Consider the following 16,136-nt stretch of genomic DNA (forward strand, 5'->3'; position numbering starts at 1 on the left):
AAAAAGCAAAGGACCACAAAATGAACCATTTAGAAATTGAATACAAAACCTTGCTAGATAAGGAGGAATACCAATCCCTCCTTCCACTTTTTGCTGATACAAAATTGGTTGTCCAAACCAATCACTATATCGATACACCCGACCAGCTCATTCGTAAAGAAAAAATGGCCTTGCGGGTGCGTACTTTCACAGATCAGGCTGAGTTGACTCTCAAGGTTCCTGAGGCAGTTGGCCATTTCGAGTACAATCAAGACCTCAGCCCAGAAGAAACCGAGGCGATCCTTCAACACCAACAGTTTCCTGACGGAGAAATCAAAAACCTCTTGGTGTCAAAAGGAATCGCCATTGAGCAACTCGCTGTCTGGGGAAGCCTTACAACAGAACGATTCGAAAAAGAAACAGCTGCAGGCCTAGTGGCACTAGACCACAGTCTCTATCTAGACACTGAAGATTATGAGTTGGAAATCGAGGTCGAAACTGCTGAGCAGGAAGAAAATTTCCATCAGTTCATCAAAGAGCATGGAATCGTCTACAAAGCTGCAAAAAATAAAATCGCCAGATTGGCGGAAAGATTGTAAAATAGCTGAAATTATCGCAAATTTTTGCTAAAATAGTGCTAAGATCAAAAATCTAAATGAGGTTGGAATCACATGTCAGATAAAAAAAATATGAAGCTCTTCTCTCTCAATTCAAATCCAGAGATTGCGCAAAAAATCGCGGATCATGCTGGGGTTCCACTTGGGAAAATTTCATCCCGTCAATTCTCAGATGGTGAAATCCAAGTCAATATTGAGGAAAGTGTTCGTGGATATGATATTTATATCATTCAATCAACCAGTTTCCCTGTCAACAATCACTTGATGGAACTATTAATTATGGTGGATGCTTGCCAACGGGCCAGCGCAAATACTGTCAATGTGGTCATGCCTTACTTCGGTTATGCCCGCCAAGACCGGACTGCTGCTCCTCGTGAACCAATCACTGCTAAGCTTGTCGCAAACATGTTGGTCAAAGCTGGGGTGGATCGTGTCGTCACACTGGATCTCCACGCAGTGCAAGTTCAAGGTTTCTTCGATATTGCCGTGGATAACCTCTTTACCATTCCACTCTTTGCAGAACACTACATTAATAAAGGTCTAACTGGTCCTGATGTCGTAGTCGTCAGCCCTAAAAACTCAGGTGTCAAACGCGCTCGTAGTTTAGCAGAATATCTTGATGCACCGATTGCGATCATTGATTACGAGCAAGATGATGCGAACCGTGATTATGGCTATATTATCGGGGATGTCAAAGATAAGAAAGCGATCTTGATTGACGATATCCTCAATACTGGTAAGACATTCTCAGAAGCTGCAAAAATTGTCGAACGCGAAGGTGCTACTGAAATTTATGCTGTATCAAGCCATGGTTTATTTGTAAAAGGTGCTGTCGAGTTATTAGACCAAGCTCCGATCAAAGAAATCTTGGTAACCGATTCTGTTGCTCCAAATGGACCAACTCCCAAAAATATTAACTATCTGACAGCTAGCGAACTGATCGCTGAAGCTATTGTTCGCATTCAAGAAAGAAAACCTGTTAGTCCTCTATTTGCCTACCACAAGAAATAAGGTCTTAATGTGATATATTTTGATAATGCCGCAACAACTCCCCTTCTACCTGAAGTCATTGATAAAATGTCTGAAACCATGAAGACCACTTTTGGAAATCCATCGAGCCTTCATGCTCATGGACGGATGGCTAGTAAACTCCTCCGAGAATCTCGCGAGCAAATTGCTCAGTCCCTCCATACTCTTCCAAATCGTATTTTCTTCACCTCAGGTGGATCAGAAAGTAATAATACCGTTATAAAAGGCTACTGCTTGAAACACCAAGCAGATGGCAAACACATCATTACGACCGCTTTGGAACACCATGCAGTTCTAGAACCCATCGAATACCTTGTAGAACGTTTCGGATTTGAAGTGACGATCGTCCAACCAAGAGATGGACGCATTCAGGCTAGTGATATCAAGGCGGCACTTAGACCGGATACCATTCTTGTCTCTACCATGTTTGCCAATAACGAGACAGGCGATCTTCTACCGATTAAAGAAATCGGAGAACTCTTAAAAGATCATCCAGCTGTCTTTCACGTTGATGCTGTCCAAGCAATCGGAAAGGTCCCTGTCTATCCCGAAAAGTTGGGAATTGATTTTCTCAGTGCTTCTGCCCACAAATTCCATGGACCAAAGGGCGTTGGCTTCCTTTATGCGGCTACCCCAGATTTTGATAATCTCATCCATGGTGGGGATCAGGAAAGTAAGATGAGAGCCAGCACGGAAAATCTTATTTCTATTGTCGGGATGGCAACCGCGCTTCAGCAAGCTACACTTCATCAAGAAGAAAATTTCCACCAGGTTCAAAAACTCGGCCAAGAACTAGTCAATGGTTTAGCAGCCTACGACTACTACGTTAATGCGAATGACGGTCATCTTCCATTTGTTTGGAATCTTGGCTTTCCGGGTGTCCAAAATGATTTATTATTGATGCGACTCGATCTTGCTGGCATTTCTGTCTCTACAGGTTCTGCTTGTACCGCTGGTACAGTTCAACCCAGCCATGTCCTTGAGGCACTCTATGGAAAAGATAGCTCACGCCTAAAAGAATCCCTTCGAATTAGTTTTTCAGAACTCAATACCGTAGAGGAAGTTCAAGACTTCCTCTCAAAACTTAAAGAAATTTTATCATAGGAGAACAATATGGCTTTTGAAACAAGTGTTTCATTGAAAGACTGTAAATATACCTATAGTCTACACCCAAATGTTAAAAAATATACCTTACGTGACAATACATTTGCTGTTACAAAGGTTGGAAATTACGAGTTAAATCGTTTGCTCGAAGCCGTTCCAAATAGCGGCGAAGGCTTCCTACTTAAAATCATTTTTAATAAAGATTTGACAGGTTTTAAGATCAATATTACAGACAAGTCTGGGCTTCGCCTGGTTAATATCTTTAAAAATCCAGAAAATGACATTATCCAACAAAAATTCTATTTCCTAATGGATAGTCTTGTCGAAAGAGAAATTTTCAACAAAACAGAGGCCTAATATGGTAACCTTAACTTATATCGACGCCTACCAAGTAGAACGAACGACTACTTATCCTGACCTTGCAGCCTGTATCCTAGCTTTTTCAGGCTGTGTAACCCTGCCTGACTCTTACTCAATCGTATCCATTGAATACAAGGGGGAAAAGCTCCCCTATACAGGACGAGTCGATGGACTCTATGCTTTTTTGAAAAAGGTAGAACAAGCTGAAAACTAAGCTGATGCTGATGGAACTCTCCATTGCCATCAGCTTTTTCTTTAGACAAAAATATTTTTGAAAAACCGCTCTAGATAGTTGATTTTTTCACAATCTTCCTATACAATAAGAGGGAAAGGTTGTGATATTGTGAAACATGATAAAAATACTCCAATTCCACGCGCAACAGCAAAACGCTTATCGCTCTACTACCGCATTTTTAAACGCTTTAACTCTGAAAAAATAGAACGCGCCAATTCCAAGCAAATTGCTGATGCAATTGGGATTGACTCTGCTACTGTTCGCCGAGATTTCTCTTATTTTGGTGAATTAGGAAGACGTGGATTTGGTTATGACGTAAAAAAACTGATGAACTTCTTTGCGGATCTCTTAAATGACAATGCCATTACCAATGTCGCTATTGTGGGGATCGGAAATATGGGAAGTGCACTCCTCAACTATCGCTTCCATGAACGCAATAAGATGAAAATTGTCATGGCGTTTGATCTAGACGATCATGAACTGATCAATACCAAAAGTAAGGACGGAATTCCCATTTACGGTATTTCCTCCATTAAAGAAAAGCTCAAACAAGAAGGCATTCAAACAGCCATCCTAACTGTTCCAAGCGTCAAGGCTCAAGAAGTGGCTAGCCTTTTGGTAGATGCTGGTGTCAAGGGAATTCTCAGCTTCTCACCAGTGCATCTGACAGTCCCTAAAGATGTCGTCGTCCAATATGTCGATCTCACCAGTGAATTGCAAACACTCCTTTATTTCATGCGAAAAAACGAAGAATAAAGACTTATACATTAAAAAGAAAAAAGGCTGGGACAAAAGTCCTAGCCTCTCAATTATTTTTGGATTGTCGAGCAAGACGCAGTGGTTGAGTGGGCTCTACTACGCTGATTTCATCAGCTTTTACAGCCCTACTCAACTGTGCGGAGGTGGGACGACGAAATCGAATTCTAACGAATTACCGATTTCTGTCCCACTCTCTTTTTTATACCAAATAATCGGTTTCTTCACGGTAACTATAATAGTTTTCTTCAGATACAATCAAGTGATCCAATAAGGTTAAACCCATCACTTCACAGGCCTCTAAGACTCGATGAGTTACTTCATCATCGTTTTTACTGGGAAATACGGCACCAGATGGATGATTGTGAGCCAAGATGATAGAGGTTGCCATGTGCTTTAGTGCATAATGCAGGATTTCACGTGGCTCCGCAATACTTCGATTCACGGTTCCAATAAAAATGGTCTGCTGATGAATAATTTCATTCTGCGTATTTAAATAGAGAGCAACCAGGTGCTCCTGTTTCTTATGGCCGATTTCCTGTTGAATTTTATGGGCCAATTTCTGGCTGCTCATAATCTGTTCGGAAGTCATCAATTCGTCTTTATGAATCCTTCGTCCAAACTCAATCACAGCCTGAAGTTCGATGGCCTTCACCCGGCCAATGCCAGAGATTTCCTGTAGTTCCTCTAGGGTTAATTGACTTAACTCCTTTAAACTATTAACCGAACTCAGAAGACCTTGTGCAATCTCATAAACGCTTTTTTGCTTATTGCCTGTCCGTAAGAGAATGGATAACAATTCTTGATGACTCAGCTTATCTACCCCTTCAGAAACCAAACGTTCTCTAGGAAGCAAAGATGGTTCAATAAATGATATGTCGTACATAATTTCCTCCTCACTTATTAATTCGTAATAAATGGAGAAAACGACAACCTTTCATTATTTACAGGCGATTTCTTCCTTCAAATCATCTAACACTAAGACTTCATCTTTATTAAAGCGGATCTGATAACCTGTTTGAACTTGTTCAAGCTCCTTTAAAAACTGTTGAATTTCACAGCGGATCAAGTACTCCTGGCTCTGAGGAATGGCCTCTAAAGCTTGGTAGACCTGCTCTACTTCGTAGATTCCTTTCGTAATTAAACCATTTCGTGGAAAATCATTTACTAAGAGATTGTAGAAATGATGCAAGAGATGATAAATTCGCTCTTTCGTCACTATTCTACCTCCTTATCATACTCTTTCTCCTCTTATTATATACTGATTTTCCCTTAATATTATGACAAGTTCCTTACATTATATTACCAATCTCTTACAATTTTACAAGAATTTCTCCCAGCCTCCTACATAGAAAAGGCCCAGACATTTCTGTCTCGGGCTTTATTTTCTTAAAGTTGCATTTGATTATAAGACTTGCTGAATGAATCCAGGATGTCTTTTGGAGCCTTGTCATAGTCAACAGAGGTTTCCAAATTTCCTTTTACAATCGTACGGTAAGTCGCTGCAGCATCCTCACAGGTCACTAAAGTGATCTCATTAACGCCTTCACGATCTTGAATGACATCTACACGATCTGGAGTCACTGTCTCAACTGACGAGATGACATAAGTATAGATTTTTTCTTTGTCCGTGATGTAGATCTTCATTCCCGCCTTGGCTTTCTCTAATGGTGAGAATAACATGGCATTTGCTCCAGTTAGGCCAAATACATGGTGACTAGCAAGAGAATAATTGCCTTGCCCCATGACTTGGTTTTCCTTCATGGTCCCTGCTCCGTAGTAGAGGGCTACATTTTCAAGCCCCTTAAAGATCGGAAGGTTCATGTTTAATTCAGGAATCGAAATCCCCCCAATTACTGGTAGCTTTTGAGCTTGCCATTGGGCATTGATGACGGCTTCCGTCGAGAGTGACTGGACATGTTGGAAATCAAAGCTCGTCTTCACTTCTTTATTCTTGTCAATGGTTTTTTTATCGACCTTGCTAACCTGATATTGGTTGGTATGCCAAACCATAATCATGTTTCGGATCGGAGCATTGAAAATCAAGAGAAGCGAGAGAATAATCAAAAGTGTTGCAACGATGTTGATAAGAGTATTGCGTAAACTCTTTTTCTTTTTTCTTTTGCGTGACATGCTGTCCCCTTATCTATTCGTTTTCTTCCACTACTTCTTCATCTTTTTCATCGGGTTGGACTGTTGTAAAGGTCATAATTTTCGCATCCTGATCCAGTCTCATGACTTTGACACCTTGCGTTGAACGACCCGTTTGAGAGATATTCCCAACACTTGTGCGGATCATGACTCCTGTATCGGTAATGATCATCAGATCTTCATCCCCTTTAACGGTTAAAAGACCAGCTAAGGGACCATTTTTCTCTGTAATATTGGCTGTCTTGATTCCTTTACCGCCACGGCCTTTGGTTGGGTATTCGCTAGCCATTGTCCGCTTACCATACCCTTTTTCAGTGATGATCAATACTTCATCTTGATCCGTAACGACGCTAGCCCCAACAACCTTGTCTCCTTCACGGAGATTCACACCACGTACACCAGTGGCAGAACGTCCCATATTGCGGACCACAGCCTCGTTAAAGCGGACAGAATAACCATACTTGGTACCGATAATGACGTCAGCATTGCCATCTGTAAGGAAGACATTGATCAATTCATCCTCATCGCGCAGATTCAGAGCTTTGAGACCGTTCTGACGGATATTTGAAAATTCAGCCACATTGGTCCGCTTGACCAAACCTTGTCGCGTCGTAAAGAAGAGATAGGCTTCGTCACTGCGGTCTTGCTCCACATTGATAATGGTTTGAATCGATTCACCTTCGTCCAATTTTAAGAGGTTGACGATTGGCAACCCTTTGGCTGTCCGGCCATATTCTGGAATCTCATAACCTTTCAAACGATAGACACGTCCCTTATTGGTAAAGAAAAGCAAATGATCATGGGTGCTCGTAGAGACCAGTTCACGGACAAAGTCATCATCTTTGACACCAGTTCCTTGAACCCCACGTCCACCACGTTTTTGAGCCGTAAATTCCGCTTGGTCCAGACGTTTGATGTAGCCTTTGTTAGAAAGGGTGATCAAGACATCTGTTTCTTCAATCAAGTCCTCATCTTCAAGAGAAAGGACTTCTCCGACCATTAACTCAGTTCGACGAGCATCGCCAAACTTGCGTTTGACTTCTTCCAGTTCTTCCTTGATGATGGTGGCCACACGTTCTGGTTTCGCCAAAATGTCAGCCAAATCAGCAATCAAGGCAACCAAATCATCGTATTCACTTTGGATCTTGTCTCGTTCCAAACCGGTCAAACGACGAAGACGCATGTCCAAAATGGCTTGACTTTGACGTTCAGAAAGCTTGAATTTAGCCATCAATTCAGCTTGTGCTTCAGCGTCTGTCCGGCTATTGCGGATAATCCGGATCACTTCATCGATGTGATCCAAGGCAATGAGCAAACCTTCTAAGATATGGGCACGTGCTTCCGCTTTTTCTTTATCAAAGATGGTCCGTCGAGTCACCACTTCTTTCTGGTGCTCAATATAAGCCCCTAAAATTTGTCGAAGAGAAAGAATCTTTGGAACACCATTTTGGATCGCCAACATATTGAAACCAAAATTGGTTTGCATTTGTGTCATCTTAAAGAGGTTGTTCAAAATAACGTTAGCCGAAGCATCTCGGCGGACCTCAATCACAAAACGAACCCCTTCACGGTTTGATTCATCACGTACAGCTGTAATCCCTTCGATCCGTTTTTCTTGCACCAAGCGAACGATGTGCTCGTGAACCTTGGTTTTATTGACCATATAAGGGAACTCAGTAACAACAATCCGTTCACGGCCACTCTTGGTCACTTCAATTTCTGTACGAGAACGAAGAACAATTGAGCCTTTTCCTGTTTCATAGGCTTTGTGGATACCTGATTTCCCCATGACCAAAGCACCTGTCGGAAAATCTGGACCAGGAAGAACTTCCATGAGTTCACGGGTCGTTACCTCAGGATTATCCATCATCAGCTTCACTGCATCAATGGTTTCTCCCAGATTGTGTGGAGGAATATTGGTAGCCATCCCAACGGCAATCCCTGTAGCACCATTGACGAGAAGGTTAGGGAAACGTGCAGGTAAGACCAAAGGTTCGCGCTCACTGGCATCATAGTTATCAACGAAATCAACTGTATTTTTATTGATATCCCGCAACATTTCAAGAGCGATCTTACTCATACGGGCTTCTGTATACCGTTGTGCAGCGGCACCATCACCGTCCATAGAACCAAAGTTTCCATGACCGTCTACTAACATGTAGCGATAACTCCACCATTGCGCCATCCGAACCATGGCTTCATAAATAGAGGAATCCCCGTGTGGGTGGTATTTACCCATAACATCCCCTGTGATACGGGCTGATTTCTTATGTGGTTTATCTGGTGTAACACCTAATTCATTCATTCCGTACAAAATACGACGGTGAACAGGTTTCAAACCATCACGAACATCAGGGAGGGCACGAGCAACGATAACACTCATGGCATAATCGATAAAACTCGTCTTCATTTCTGATGTTAAATTCACATCAATTAGATTCTTATCCTGCATTCAAAAAATGCCTCTCTTTACTTAATTCACCATACTATTATAACACATTTTAGCCTATTTTTCTTCTTAGGAACACAAACGTAAAAACGTTTACATCAAGGATTCATACTGTATCAGATGACAAAGACTTTCAAAAGTGGTAGAATGAAGACGTATGAGAATCTATCTCAAAAAAATATGAAGGAGACGTTTAGACTCATGAATTTGACTAAACAACACAAAAAAGTTATCCTTGTCGGTGACGGTGCCGTAGGTTCATCTTATGCATTTGCACTTGTCAACCAAGGAATTGCACAAGAGCTTGGAATTATCGAAATTCCTCAATTGCACGAAAAAGCTGTTGGAGATGCGCTTGACCTTAGCCACGCCCTTGCCTTCACTTCACCTAAGAAGATCTATGCGGCTGAGTACGCTGACTGTGCAGACGCTGACCTTGTTGTAATTACTGCAGGTGCTCCTCAAAAACCAGGTGAAACTCGCCTTGACCTTGTTGGTAAAAACCTTGCGATCAACAAATCAATCGTTACAGAAGTTGTGAAATCTGGATTTAACGGTATCTTCCTTGTAGCTGCTAACCCAGTTGACGTATTGACATACTCTACATGGAAATTCTCTGGATTCCCTAAAGAACGTGTTATCGGTTCTGGTACTTCTCTTGACTCAGCTCGTTTCCGTCAAGCTTTGGCTGAAAAATTGGATGTGGACGCTCGTTCAGTACACGCCTACATCATGGGTGAACACGGTGACTCAGAATTCGCTGTATGGTCACACGCTAACATCGCTGGTGTAAACCTTGAAGAATTCCTTAAGGACACTCAAAACGTTCAAGAAACTGAATTGATCGAATTGTTCGAAGGTGTTCGTGACGCTGCTTACACTATCATCAACAAAAAAGGTGCTACATACTACGGTATCGCTGTTGCCCTTGCTCGTATCACTAAAGCAATCCTTGATGATGAAAATGCAGTACTTCCACTTTCTGTATTCCAAGAAGGTCAATATGGTGTTAGCAACGTCTTTATCGGTCAACCTGCCATCGTAGGTGCACACGGTATTGTTCGTCCAGTGAACATCCCATTGAACGATGCGGAACAACAAAAAATGAAAGCTTCTGCTGATGAATTGCAAGCAATCATTGATGAAGCATGGAAAAAACCTGAATTCCAAGAAGCATCTATCAACTAATTCAATTAGAAAAGACTCTCAAATTTGAGAGTCTTTTTTTGAGCTATGAACATAAAATAAAAAAGGCTGAGAGACTTCTCAACCTTTTCTTCTTTCCACCCTGAGGGAATCGAACCCCCATCTCAAGAACCGGAATCTTACGTGATATCCATTACACTAAGGGTGGCAACTATTATAGTATATCAAATTTTCAAAAATTTTACAAGTAAAAAAGAGAGTGGGACAGAAATCGGTAATTCGTTAGAATTTGATTTCGTCGTCCCACCTCCGCACAGTTGAGTAGGGCTGTAAAAGCTGATGAAATCAGCGTAGTAGAGCCCACTCAACCACTGCGTCTTGCTCGACAATCCAAAAATAATTGAGAGGCTAGGACTTTTGTCCCAGCCTCTTTTAAATATTACAATTCGATATCGCCAAACAAGTCAGCCATTGAGAATCCAGTTTGAGTTTCTGGAAGATCAAAGTCGCGTTTTTCTTGTTTTGGACGACGTGGACGAGATTGACGTTTTTCTTGTTTTTCGCCTTCTTCTTGAGCTGGACGTTCTTCAAGAGCTTTGATAGAAAGTGATACACGTTCATCTGCAGCATTTACTTCAAGAACTTTAACAGTTACTTCTTGTCCAACTTTAAGAACATCTTTTGGATTTTCAACACGTTTGTGTGAAATTTGTGAGATGTGTACAAGTCCGTCGATACCTGGCAATACTTCAACGAATGCACCGAAGTCAGTCAAACGTTTAACAGTTCCTTCGATAACATCACCAGCAGCCAATTTTTGTTCAACGCCATCCCAAGGTCCAGGTGTTGTAGCTTTCAATGAAAGTGATACACGACCTTCTTCTTCGTTCAAGTCAAGAACTTTCACTTGGATTTCTTCACCAACAGTTACAACTGATTTAGGTGATACGTTGCGTTCGTGTGACAATTCTGTCAAGTGAACCAATCCATCAACACCACCAAGGTCGATGAAAGCACCGAAGCTTGTGATACGTGCAACTTTACCAGTTACGACATCACCAACGTTCAATTTACCAAATACTTCTGCGCGTGCTGCAGCTGATTCAGCTTCAACAACTTCACGACGTGAAAGGATAAAGCGGTTTTCTTTTGGATCTACTTCTTTGATTTTAGCATCAAATTCTTGACCTACGAAACGTTCAGTGTTACGTACAAAACGAGTATCAAGCATTGAAGCTGGAATAAATCCACGAAGTCCTTCAAATTCTACTGAAAGTCCGCCCTTAACAGCGCGAGTTCCTTTAACAGTAACAACTTCTTCTTCACGTCCAACCAATTTGTCCCATGCTTTGCGAGCTTCCAAACGTTTTTTAGATACAAGGTAAGTTACTGTATCAGTATCTTTACCAACTACTTGACGAAGAACAAGCAATTCAAGTGTTTCACCTGGTTTTACCAAGTCGTTGATGTCAGCATCACGATCGTTTGTTAATTCGCGAAGAGTCAAGACACCTTCGACACCAGTTCCAGAGATTGCAACGTTAGCTTGGTTCGCGTCAACTGTCAATACTTCAGCAGTAACAACGTCACCTGGTTCAACTTGGCTAACACTGTTTAGCAAATCTTCAAATTCATTCATCTAAAAAATCCTCCAACAATCAAGTTTTCTAAAACTTGACATACTTATAATTATTTTTCCTAAGCAAGCACTCGCAATGAGATCAACTACAATCTTTAACGACTCATCCTATAAAGAAATAAAATACCTGGATAGATATTTTATCACTTATCTGATATTACCTAAGAACTGGGGTAGCTGGATTCGAACCAACGCATGAGGGAGTCAAAGTCCCTTGCCTTACCGCTTGGCTATACCCCAAAAAGAGCGCTGACATTAGTCACTTTATCATCGTCACAATGAACACTAATGGAGAGAGAGGGATTCGAACCCCCGAACCCGAAGGAGCGGATTTACAGTCCGCCGCGTTTAGCCTCTTCGCTATCTCTCCATATAAATCAACAGGATCTATTATACCATTGATTTACTATGATTGCAAGCCCTTATTTATTCAAATTATAATTTTCTATTAAAATTTCAACGGCTTTTTCAAGTTTTTTGTAAAGAGAATCCACATTTCCATTTTTGATAATGGCAAATTGACCAGCCATGTCTGCAATTTCACCAATCGTTTTCTTGCCAATGGACAAAGTGAAACCATCAAAAGTGTCTTTTCCGACGGTTACTTTACTATCAACGATTTGAATCTCAATTTTCTTATCTTTTTTACTCATTTCAACCCTCTTTTCACTTTTTCTATTTTACAAAAATTCTCTTGATGACGCAAGAGAAAAGGGAGTGGGTCAGAAAGAATTTAGTTAGAAATTCCTTCTTTATCCCACCCCCGCAAGAGTCATTCGTCACCCTTCTATTCCTAAAAGCGAATGAAGAGTAACATTAGCTACTGCGTCCTTCGTTAAGGCTGTTTCTCATTGAAGCCTGGACACTTTTGTCTCAGACTCTTTCGGTTTAATCGACTTTGACAATCCATCCTTCTGGCGCTTCGACATCACCAAATTGGATACCGGTCAACTCGTCATAAAGCTTCCGTGTGATAGGACCTACTTCTGTTTCAGAATAGAAGACATGGAAGTCATCCCCGTGTTGAACACCTCCGATTGGAGAGATGACAGCTGCGGTACCACAAGCTCCTGCTTCTACAAAGCGATCCAAGTCATTGATAAAGACATCCCCTTCAATTGGTGTCATACCAAGACGGTGTTCTGCCAAGTAAAGTAAAGAATACTTGGTGATCGATGGCAAGATAGAAGGACTCAATGGGGTCACAAATTCGTTATTAGCAGTGATACCAAAAAAGTTTGCAGAACCAACTTCTTCAATCTTGGTGTGAGTCGCTGGATCGAGATAAATCACGTCAGAGAAGTTACGATCATGGGCAATCTTACCTGGCAACATACTAGCTGCGTAGTTCCCACCAACTTTAGCAGCCCCTGTACCATGTGGTGCAGCACGGTCATACTCATCTTGAATCAAGAAGTTCGTTGGAACCAAACCACCTTTAAAGTAGTTACCGACAGGCATGGCAAAGATAGTAAAGATATACTCATCTGCTGGTTTTACGCCAATAATATCTCCAACACCGATCAAAAGAGGACGAAGGTAAAGGGTAGCTCCTGTACCATATGGTGGAACATACTCTTCATTGGCTTTTACGACTGCCTTACAAGCATCCACAAACATATCTGTTGGAACTTGAGGCATCAGCAACCGATCAGCCGTGCGTTGCAAACGTTTAGCGTTTTGATCTGGACGGAACAATTGGACGCTTCCATCTTTTGTACGGTAGGCTTTCAACCCTTCAAAGGCTTGCTGACCGTAATGCAAACTTGGAGAAGATTCGGACAAATGCAAAGTCGCATCTTCTGTCAATTCCCCTTTTTCCCAAGCTCCATTGCGATAATATGCCAAATAGCGATAAGGTAATTTCATATATGAAAAGCCAAGGTTTTCCCAATCAAGTGATACTGTCATGATAATGCTCCTTTTAATTCTTTCTATTCCTAGTCGATCTGATGCAGGTCGATTCAGTTTCTCAATCTATGTACACTATTGTACACCATTTCATGAGAATTTCAAGCGAAATTTTCAATTTTCAGAAAATTTATTTTCAAAGAAAGTACGTCCTAGAATGGACCGACGCTTTCTTTTATTTGATGGTAGCTGAAAAAACTACTTGATTCGAAATGGTATCGTTGACAAAGGATCCATTGCTTGTTCTTTCAGAAATGCTTAATTGCGTCAAATCAATTTCTGTCACCTGCCCTGTTGTAGAAGTGATCTGAAGAATTTGATCTTGTTCTGCCACTTCATCTTGGCTCGTAAAGAGATCAAAATCTCCCTGGTCAGTGAAGACTGGACCTGCCTTGAAGACGCGGTGTGGTTTATTTTTCAACTCACGCAAGACCTGTAGTCCCCGTTTAGCCCGACTGGTCACAGGAATATCGTCTTGTAACATCCGTTTGAGACTACCTCGTTGAGTCAGAATGTACATGCTTGGAGTCGTCGACTTAAAGGCGGCAGCGACTTGATCTCCGTCTTTGAGGTTAATGGCTTTGACACCTGCTGCTTTGGCTCCTACGACAGGGACCTCTTCAACATTGAAGCGCAACCCATACCCATTTTTGGTAATAATCATGATGTCTTCAAGGACAACTGGCGCTACTGCTACGATACGGTCGTCTTGATCTTTTAGCTTAGCATACTTAGTCGATTTAGAACGATAAGTCCGCCATGGGCTTAATTCCTTACGTTCAAAGCGCTTGATTTGTCCTTGTTGAGTTGCCGCAAAGTAGGTTACTCCCTCAAACTGATCCACAATCTCCGCAAAGAGAATTTCTTCCTCTTGCTCGAAATTGGTCAAGGTCTGACTGAGGTGCTCTCCGATATCCTTCCACTTGGTATCTGTCAATTCGTGAATTGGTCGATAAATGGCATTCCCCAAGTTGGTAAAGAGTAAGAGGTGCTGAGTGGTCTTAGCAGGCTCTACGAAAATCAACTCATCGTCGTCCCGCTTACCGACTTCTTCCACTGTCGAAGCATTGAAGGAACGAGGAGAGGTCCGTTTAATGTAACCAGCACGGGTCACACTAACGAAGGTTTCCTCTTCAACAATGAGACTGGCTGTATCAATCTCGATCGTTTTAGCAGTGTCTTGCAATTCACTGCGACGCGGATTACCAAAGAGCTTCTTGACTTCACGCAACTCCTTCTTCATGAGGTTAAACATAGTCCGTTCGTCCCCAATGATGGCTGCCAAGGTCGCTATTTGCTCCTTGAGACTGGCATGCTCTTCTTCCAAGGTGACGATATCTGTATTGGTCAAGCGGTACAATTGCAAGGTAACAATAGCTTCTGCTTGTTCTTCCGTGAAATCGTAGCTGACCTTGAGGTTTTCCTTAGCATCTGCCTTATTATCAGAAGCTCGGATCAAGGCAATGACTTCATCAAGGATAGAAATGACGCGGATCAAGCCCTCTACGATGTGGAGGCGGCGTTCTGCCTTTTCCTTATCAAAGCGCGAGCGAGCGACAATGATATCCCGACGGTGAGCAATGTAGCTAGACAGGATTGGCACAATCCCCACCTGACGTGGTGTGTAGTTGTCAATTGCCACCATATTGAAGTTGTAGTTGACCTGCAAGTCAGTATACTTGAACAAGTAGTTCAAAATCAAATCTGCATTGGCATCTTTCTTCAACTCAATCGCAATGCGAAGACCATCTCGGTCAGACTCATCCCGAACTTCTGCGATACCAGCCACCTTGTTGTTAACACGGACGTCGTCGATCTTCTTGACCAAAACAGCCTTGTTGATCTCATAAGGAATCTCGGTGACAACGATTTGTTGCTTACCGCCTTTTAGCTGCTCGATCTCAGTTTTAGAGCGGACAACCACCCGGCCCTTACCGGTTTCATAGGCTTTCTTGATCTCGTCTCGCCCTTGAATAATGGCACCCGTTGGGAAATCTGGTCCAGGTAGAAACTCCATGAGCTTGTCTACCTTGGCAGATGGATGGTCGATCATGTAGACCACAGCATCGATGACTTCAGCAAGGTTGTGTGGCGGAATATCTGTCGCATAACCAGCTGAAATCCCTGTTGCCCCATTGACTAAGAGATTTGGAAAAGCGGCAGGCAAAACAGTTGGCTCTTTTTCCGTATCGTCAAAGTTCCAGGCAAATGGCACTGTGTTCTTTTCGATATCTTGCAAAAGATAGCCTGCAATTTCAGACAAACGCGCCTCGGTATAACGCATGGCCGCTGGTGGATCACCGTCCATGGAACCATTGTTTCCGTGCATTTCCACAAGGATCTCACGGTTCTTCCAGTCCTGAGACATGCGGACCATGGCATCATAGATGGAACTGTCCCCGTGAGGGTGGAAATTCCCCATGATATTACCGACAGACTTGGCAGACTTGCGGTAGCCCTTGTCATGGGTATTGCCATCCTTATTCATAGAATAAAGAATCCGCCGTTGAACAGGTTTCAAACCATCCCGAATATCAGGCAGGGCCCGCTCTTGAATAATGTATTTGGAGTAGCGACCAAAGCGCTCTCCCATGATGTCCTCTAAAGACATATTTTGAATATTACTCATATAGGGTACAACACCCGAAAGATGCAAAGGAAAATAGAAAATTTATCTATTTCACACAGCACTTAGGGCGTGTTCAACTCCTTTCAAAGAATGTTGAGTAGATTTTTTAGAAAAAGGAATTCAGTCACACC

The 16,136-nt window shown here is 42.1% G+C and carries 15 protein-coding genes and 3 tRNA genes; 7 read left to right on the top strand and 11 right to left on the bottom strand.

Going from position 1 to position 16,136, the window contains the following annotated elements:
- Positions 1-20: 20 nt before the first annotated feature.
- The 6 genes from AC6IZR_RS06095 to AC6IZR_RS06120 all read left to right on the top strand — a co-directional run bounded on the left by AC6IZR_RS06095 (position 21) and on the right by AC6IZR_RS06120 (position 4,080).
- Positions 21-578: a CYTH domain-containing protein gene (locus AC6IZR_RS06095; RefSeq protein ID WP_497848252.1), complete on the top strand. Its 558-nt coding sequence runs from the start codon at positions 21-23 to the stop codon at positions 576-578.
- Positions 579-650: 72 nt separating this feature from the next.
- The gene (locus tag AC6IZR_RS06100; protein WP_003007186.1) at positions 651-1,607 is read left to right on the top strand and encodes a ribose-phosphate diphosphokinase; all 957 of its coding nucleotides are present in this window, start codon (positions 651-653) and stop codon (positions 1,605-1,607) included.
- A gap of 9 nt (positions 1,608-1,616) precedes the next feature.
- Positions 1,617-2,729: a cysteine desulfurase family protein gene (locus AC6IZR_RS06105; protein WP_497848253.1), complete on the top strand. Its 1,113-nt coding sequence runs from the start codon at positions 1,617-1,619 to the stop codon at positions 2,727-2,729.
- Between the two features lie 9 nt (positions 2,730-2,738).
- Positions 2,739-3,086, top strand: a complete 348-nt coding sequence (locus AC6IZR_RS06110) for a DUF1831 domain-containing protein (protein WP_009730974.1) — start codon at positions 2,739-2,741, stop codon at positions 3,084-3,086.
- A gap of 1 nt (position 3,087) precedes the next feature.
- Positions 3,088-3,303 (top strand): DUF4649 family protein, encoded by a 216-nt coding sequence (locus tag AC6IZR_RS06115; RefSeq protein ID WP_049490891.1) that lies wholly within the window; start codon positions 3,088-3,090, stop codon positions 3,301-3,303.
- A gap of 129 nt (positions 3,304-3,432) precedes the next feature.
- Positions 3,433-4,080: a redox-sensing transcriptional repressor Rex gene (locus AC6IZR_RS06120; RefSeq protein ID WP_024055729.1), complete on the top strand. Its 648-nt coding sequence runs from the start codon at positions 3,433-3,435 to the stop codon at positions 4,078-4,080.
- Between the two features lie 202 nt (positions 4,081-4,282).
- Here the strand turns inward: AC6IZR_RS06120 and radC are convergent, their stop codons facing one another.
- The 4 genes from radC to gyrA all read right to left on the bottom strand — a co-directional run bounded on the left by radC (position 4,283) and on the right by gyrA (position 8,683).
- Positions 4,283-4,966, bottom strand: a complete 684-nt coding sequence (radC, locus tag AC6IZR_RS06125; RefSeq protein WP_497848254.1) for a RadC family protein — start codon at positions 4,964-4,966, stop codon at positions 4,283-4,285.
- Between the two features lie 54 nt (positions 4,967-5,020).
- Positions 5,021-5,299, bottom strand: a complete 279-nt coding sequence (locus AC6IZR_RS06130; RefSeq protein ID WP_049474901.1) for a hypothetical protein — start codon at positions 5,297-5,299, stop codon at positions 5,021-5,023.
- Positions 5,300-5,469: 170 nt separating this feature from the next.
- A complete protein-coding gene (locus AC6IZR_RS06135) occupies positions 5,470-6,213 on the bottom strand; it encodes a class A sortase (protein ID WP_014713268.1) in 744 nt (247 codons plus the stop codon).
- A gap of 13 nt (positions 6,214-6,226) precedes the next feature.
- Positions 6,227-8,683 carry a DNA gyrase subunit A gene (gene gyrA, locus AC6IZR_RS06140; protein WP_497848255.1) on the bottom strand — a complete coding sequence of 819 codons (2,457 nt, stop codon included), beginning with the start codon at positions 8,681-8,683 and terminating at the stop codon, positions 6,227-6,229.
- A 198-nt stretch (positions 8,684-8,881) separates the two neighbouring features.
- Between gyrA and AC6IZR_RS06145 the strand changes: the two genes are divergently transcribed.
- Entirely contained in the window at positions 8,882-9,868 is a 987-nt protein-coding gene (locus AC6IZR_RS06145) for an L-lactate dehydrogenase (protein ID WP_414352836.1), read from the top strand.
- Between the two features lie 94 nt (positions 9,869-9,962).
- On the opposite strand, the gene AC6IZR_RS06150 is transcribed toward AC6IZR_RS06145, so the two are convergent.
- The 7 genes from AC6IZR_RS06150 to parC form a co-directional block, all read right to left on the bottom strand.
- Positions 9,963-10,034: transfer RNA gene (locus AC6IZR_RS06150), tRNA-Arg, on the bottom strand.
- 231 nt (positions 10,035-10,265) lie between these two features.
- Positions 10,266-11,465, bottom strand: a complete 1,200-nt coding sequence (rpsA, locus tag AC6IZR_RS06155; protein WP_003011990.1) for a 30S ribosomal protein S1 — start codon at positions 11,463-11,465, stop codon at positions 10,266-10,268.
- Between the two features lie 168 nt (positions 11,466-11,633).
- Positions 11,634-11,705 (bottom strand) — tRNA-Gln (locus AC6IZR_RS06160).
- Between the two features lie 49 nt (positions 11,706-11,754).
- Positions 11,755-11,835, bottom strand: a tRNA-Tyr gene (locus tag AC6IZR_RS06165).
- A gap of 52 nt (positions 11,836-11,887) precedes the next feature.
- Positions 11,888-12,118: a DUF2969 domain-containing protein gene (locus AC6IZR_RS06170; protein WP_003003589.1), complete on the bottom strand. Its 231-nt coding sequence runs from the start codon at positions 12,116-12,118 to the stop codon at positions 11,888-11,890.
- A gap of 235 nt (positions 12,119-12,353) precedes the next feature.
- Positions 12,354-13,376, bottom strand: coding sequence for a branched-chain amino acid aminotransferase (locus AC6IZR_RS06175; protein ID WP_497848256.1), 1,023 nt, complete (start codon positions 13,374-13,376; stop codon positions 12,354-12,356).
- A 175-nt stretch (positions 13,377-13,551) separates the two neighbouring features.
- Positions 13,552-16,005 (bottom strand): DNA topoisomerase IV subunit A, encoded by a 2,454-nt coding sequence (gene parC, locus AC6IZR_RS06180; protein WP_497848257.1) that lies wholly within the window; start codon positions 16,003-16,005, stop codon positions 13,552-13,554.
- Positions 16,006-16,136: the final 131 nt, after the last annotated feature.

It is taken from the genome of Streptococcus mobilis, from assembly GCF_059727625.1.

Excerpts from the sequence above, each read along its gene's own strand:
- AC6IZR_RS06095 (WP_497848252.1), top strand. The coding sequence starts at position 21 with ATGAACCATTTAGAAATTGAATACAAAACCTTGCTAGATAAGGAGGAA.
- AC6IZR_RS06100 (WP_003007186.1), top strand. The coding sequence starts at position 651 with ATGTCAGATAAAAAAAATATGAAGCTCTTCTCTCTCAATTCAAATCCA.
- AC6IZR_RS06110 (WP_009730974.1), top strand. The coding sequence starts at position 2,739 with ATGGCTTTTGAAACAAGTGTTTCATTGAAAGACTGTAAATATACCTAT.
- AC6IZR_RS06115 (WP_049490891.1), top strand. The coding sequence starts at position 3,088 with ATGGTAACCTTAACTTATATCGACGCCTACCAAGTAGAACGAACGACT.
- radC (WP_497848254.1), bottom strand. The coding sequence starts at position 4,966 with ATGTACGACATATCATTTATTGAACCATCTTTGCTTCCTAGAGAACGT.
- AC6IZR_RS06135 (WP_014713268.1), bottom strand. The coding sequence starts at position 6,213 with ATGTCACGCAAAAGAAAAAAGAAAAAGAGTTTACGCAATACTCTTATC.
- gyrA (WP_497848255.1), bottom strand. The coding sequence starts at position 8,683 with ATGCAGGATAAGAATCTAATTGATGTGAATTTAACATCAGAAATGAAG.
- AC6IZR_RS06145 (WP_414352836.1), top strand. The coding sequence starts at position 8,882 with ATGAATTTGACTAAACAACACAAAAAAGTTATCCTTGTCGGTGACGGT.
- rpsA (WP_003011990.1), bottom strand. The coding sequence starts at position 11,465 with ATGAATGAATTTGAAGATTTGCTAAACAGTGTTAGCCAAGTTGAACCA.
- AC6IZR_RS06170 (WP_003003589.1), bottom strand. The coding sequence starts at position 12,118 with ATGAGTAAAAAAGATAAGAAAATTGAGATTCAAATCGTTGATAGTAAA.
- AC6IZR_RS06175 (WP_497848256.1), bottom strand. The coding sequence starts at position 13,376 with ATGACAGTATCACTTGATTGGGAAAACCTTGGCTTTTCATATATGAAA.
- parC (WP_497848257.1), bottom strand. The coding sequence starts at position 16,005 with ATGAGTAATATTCAAAATATGTCTTTAGAGGACATCATGGGAGAGCGC.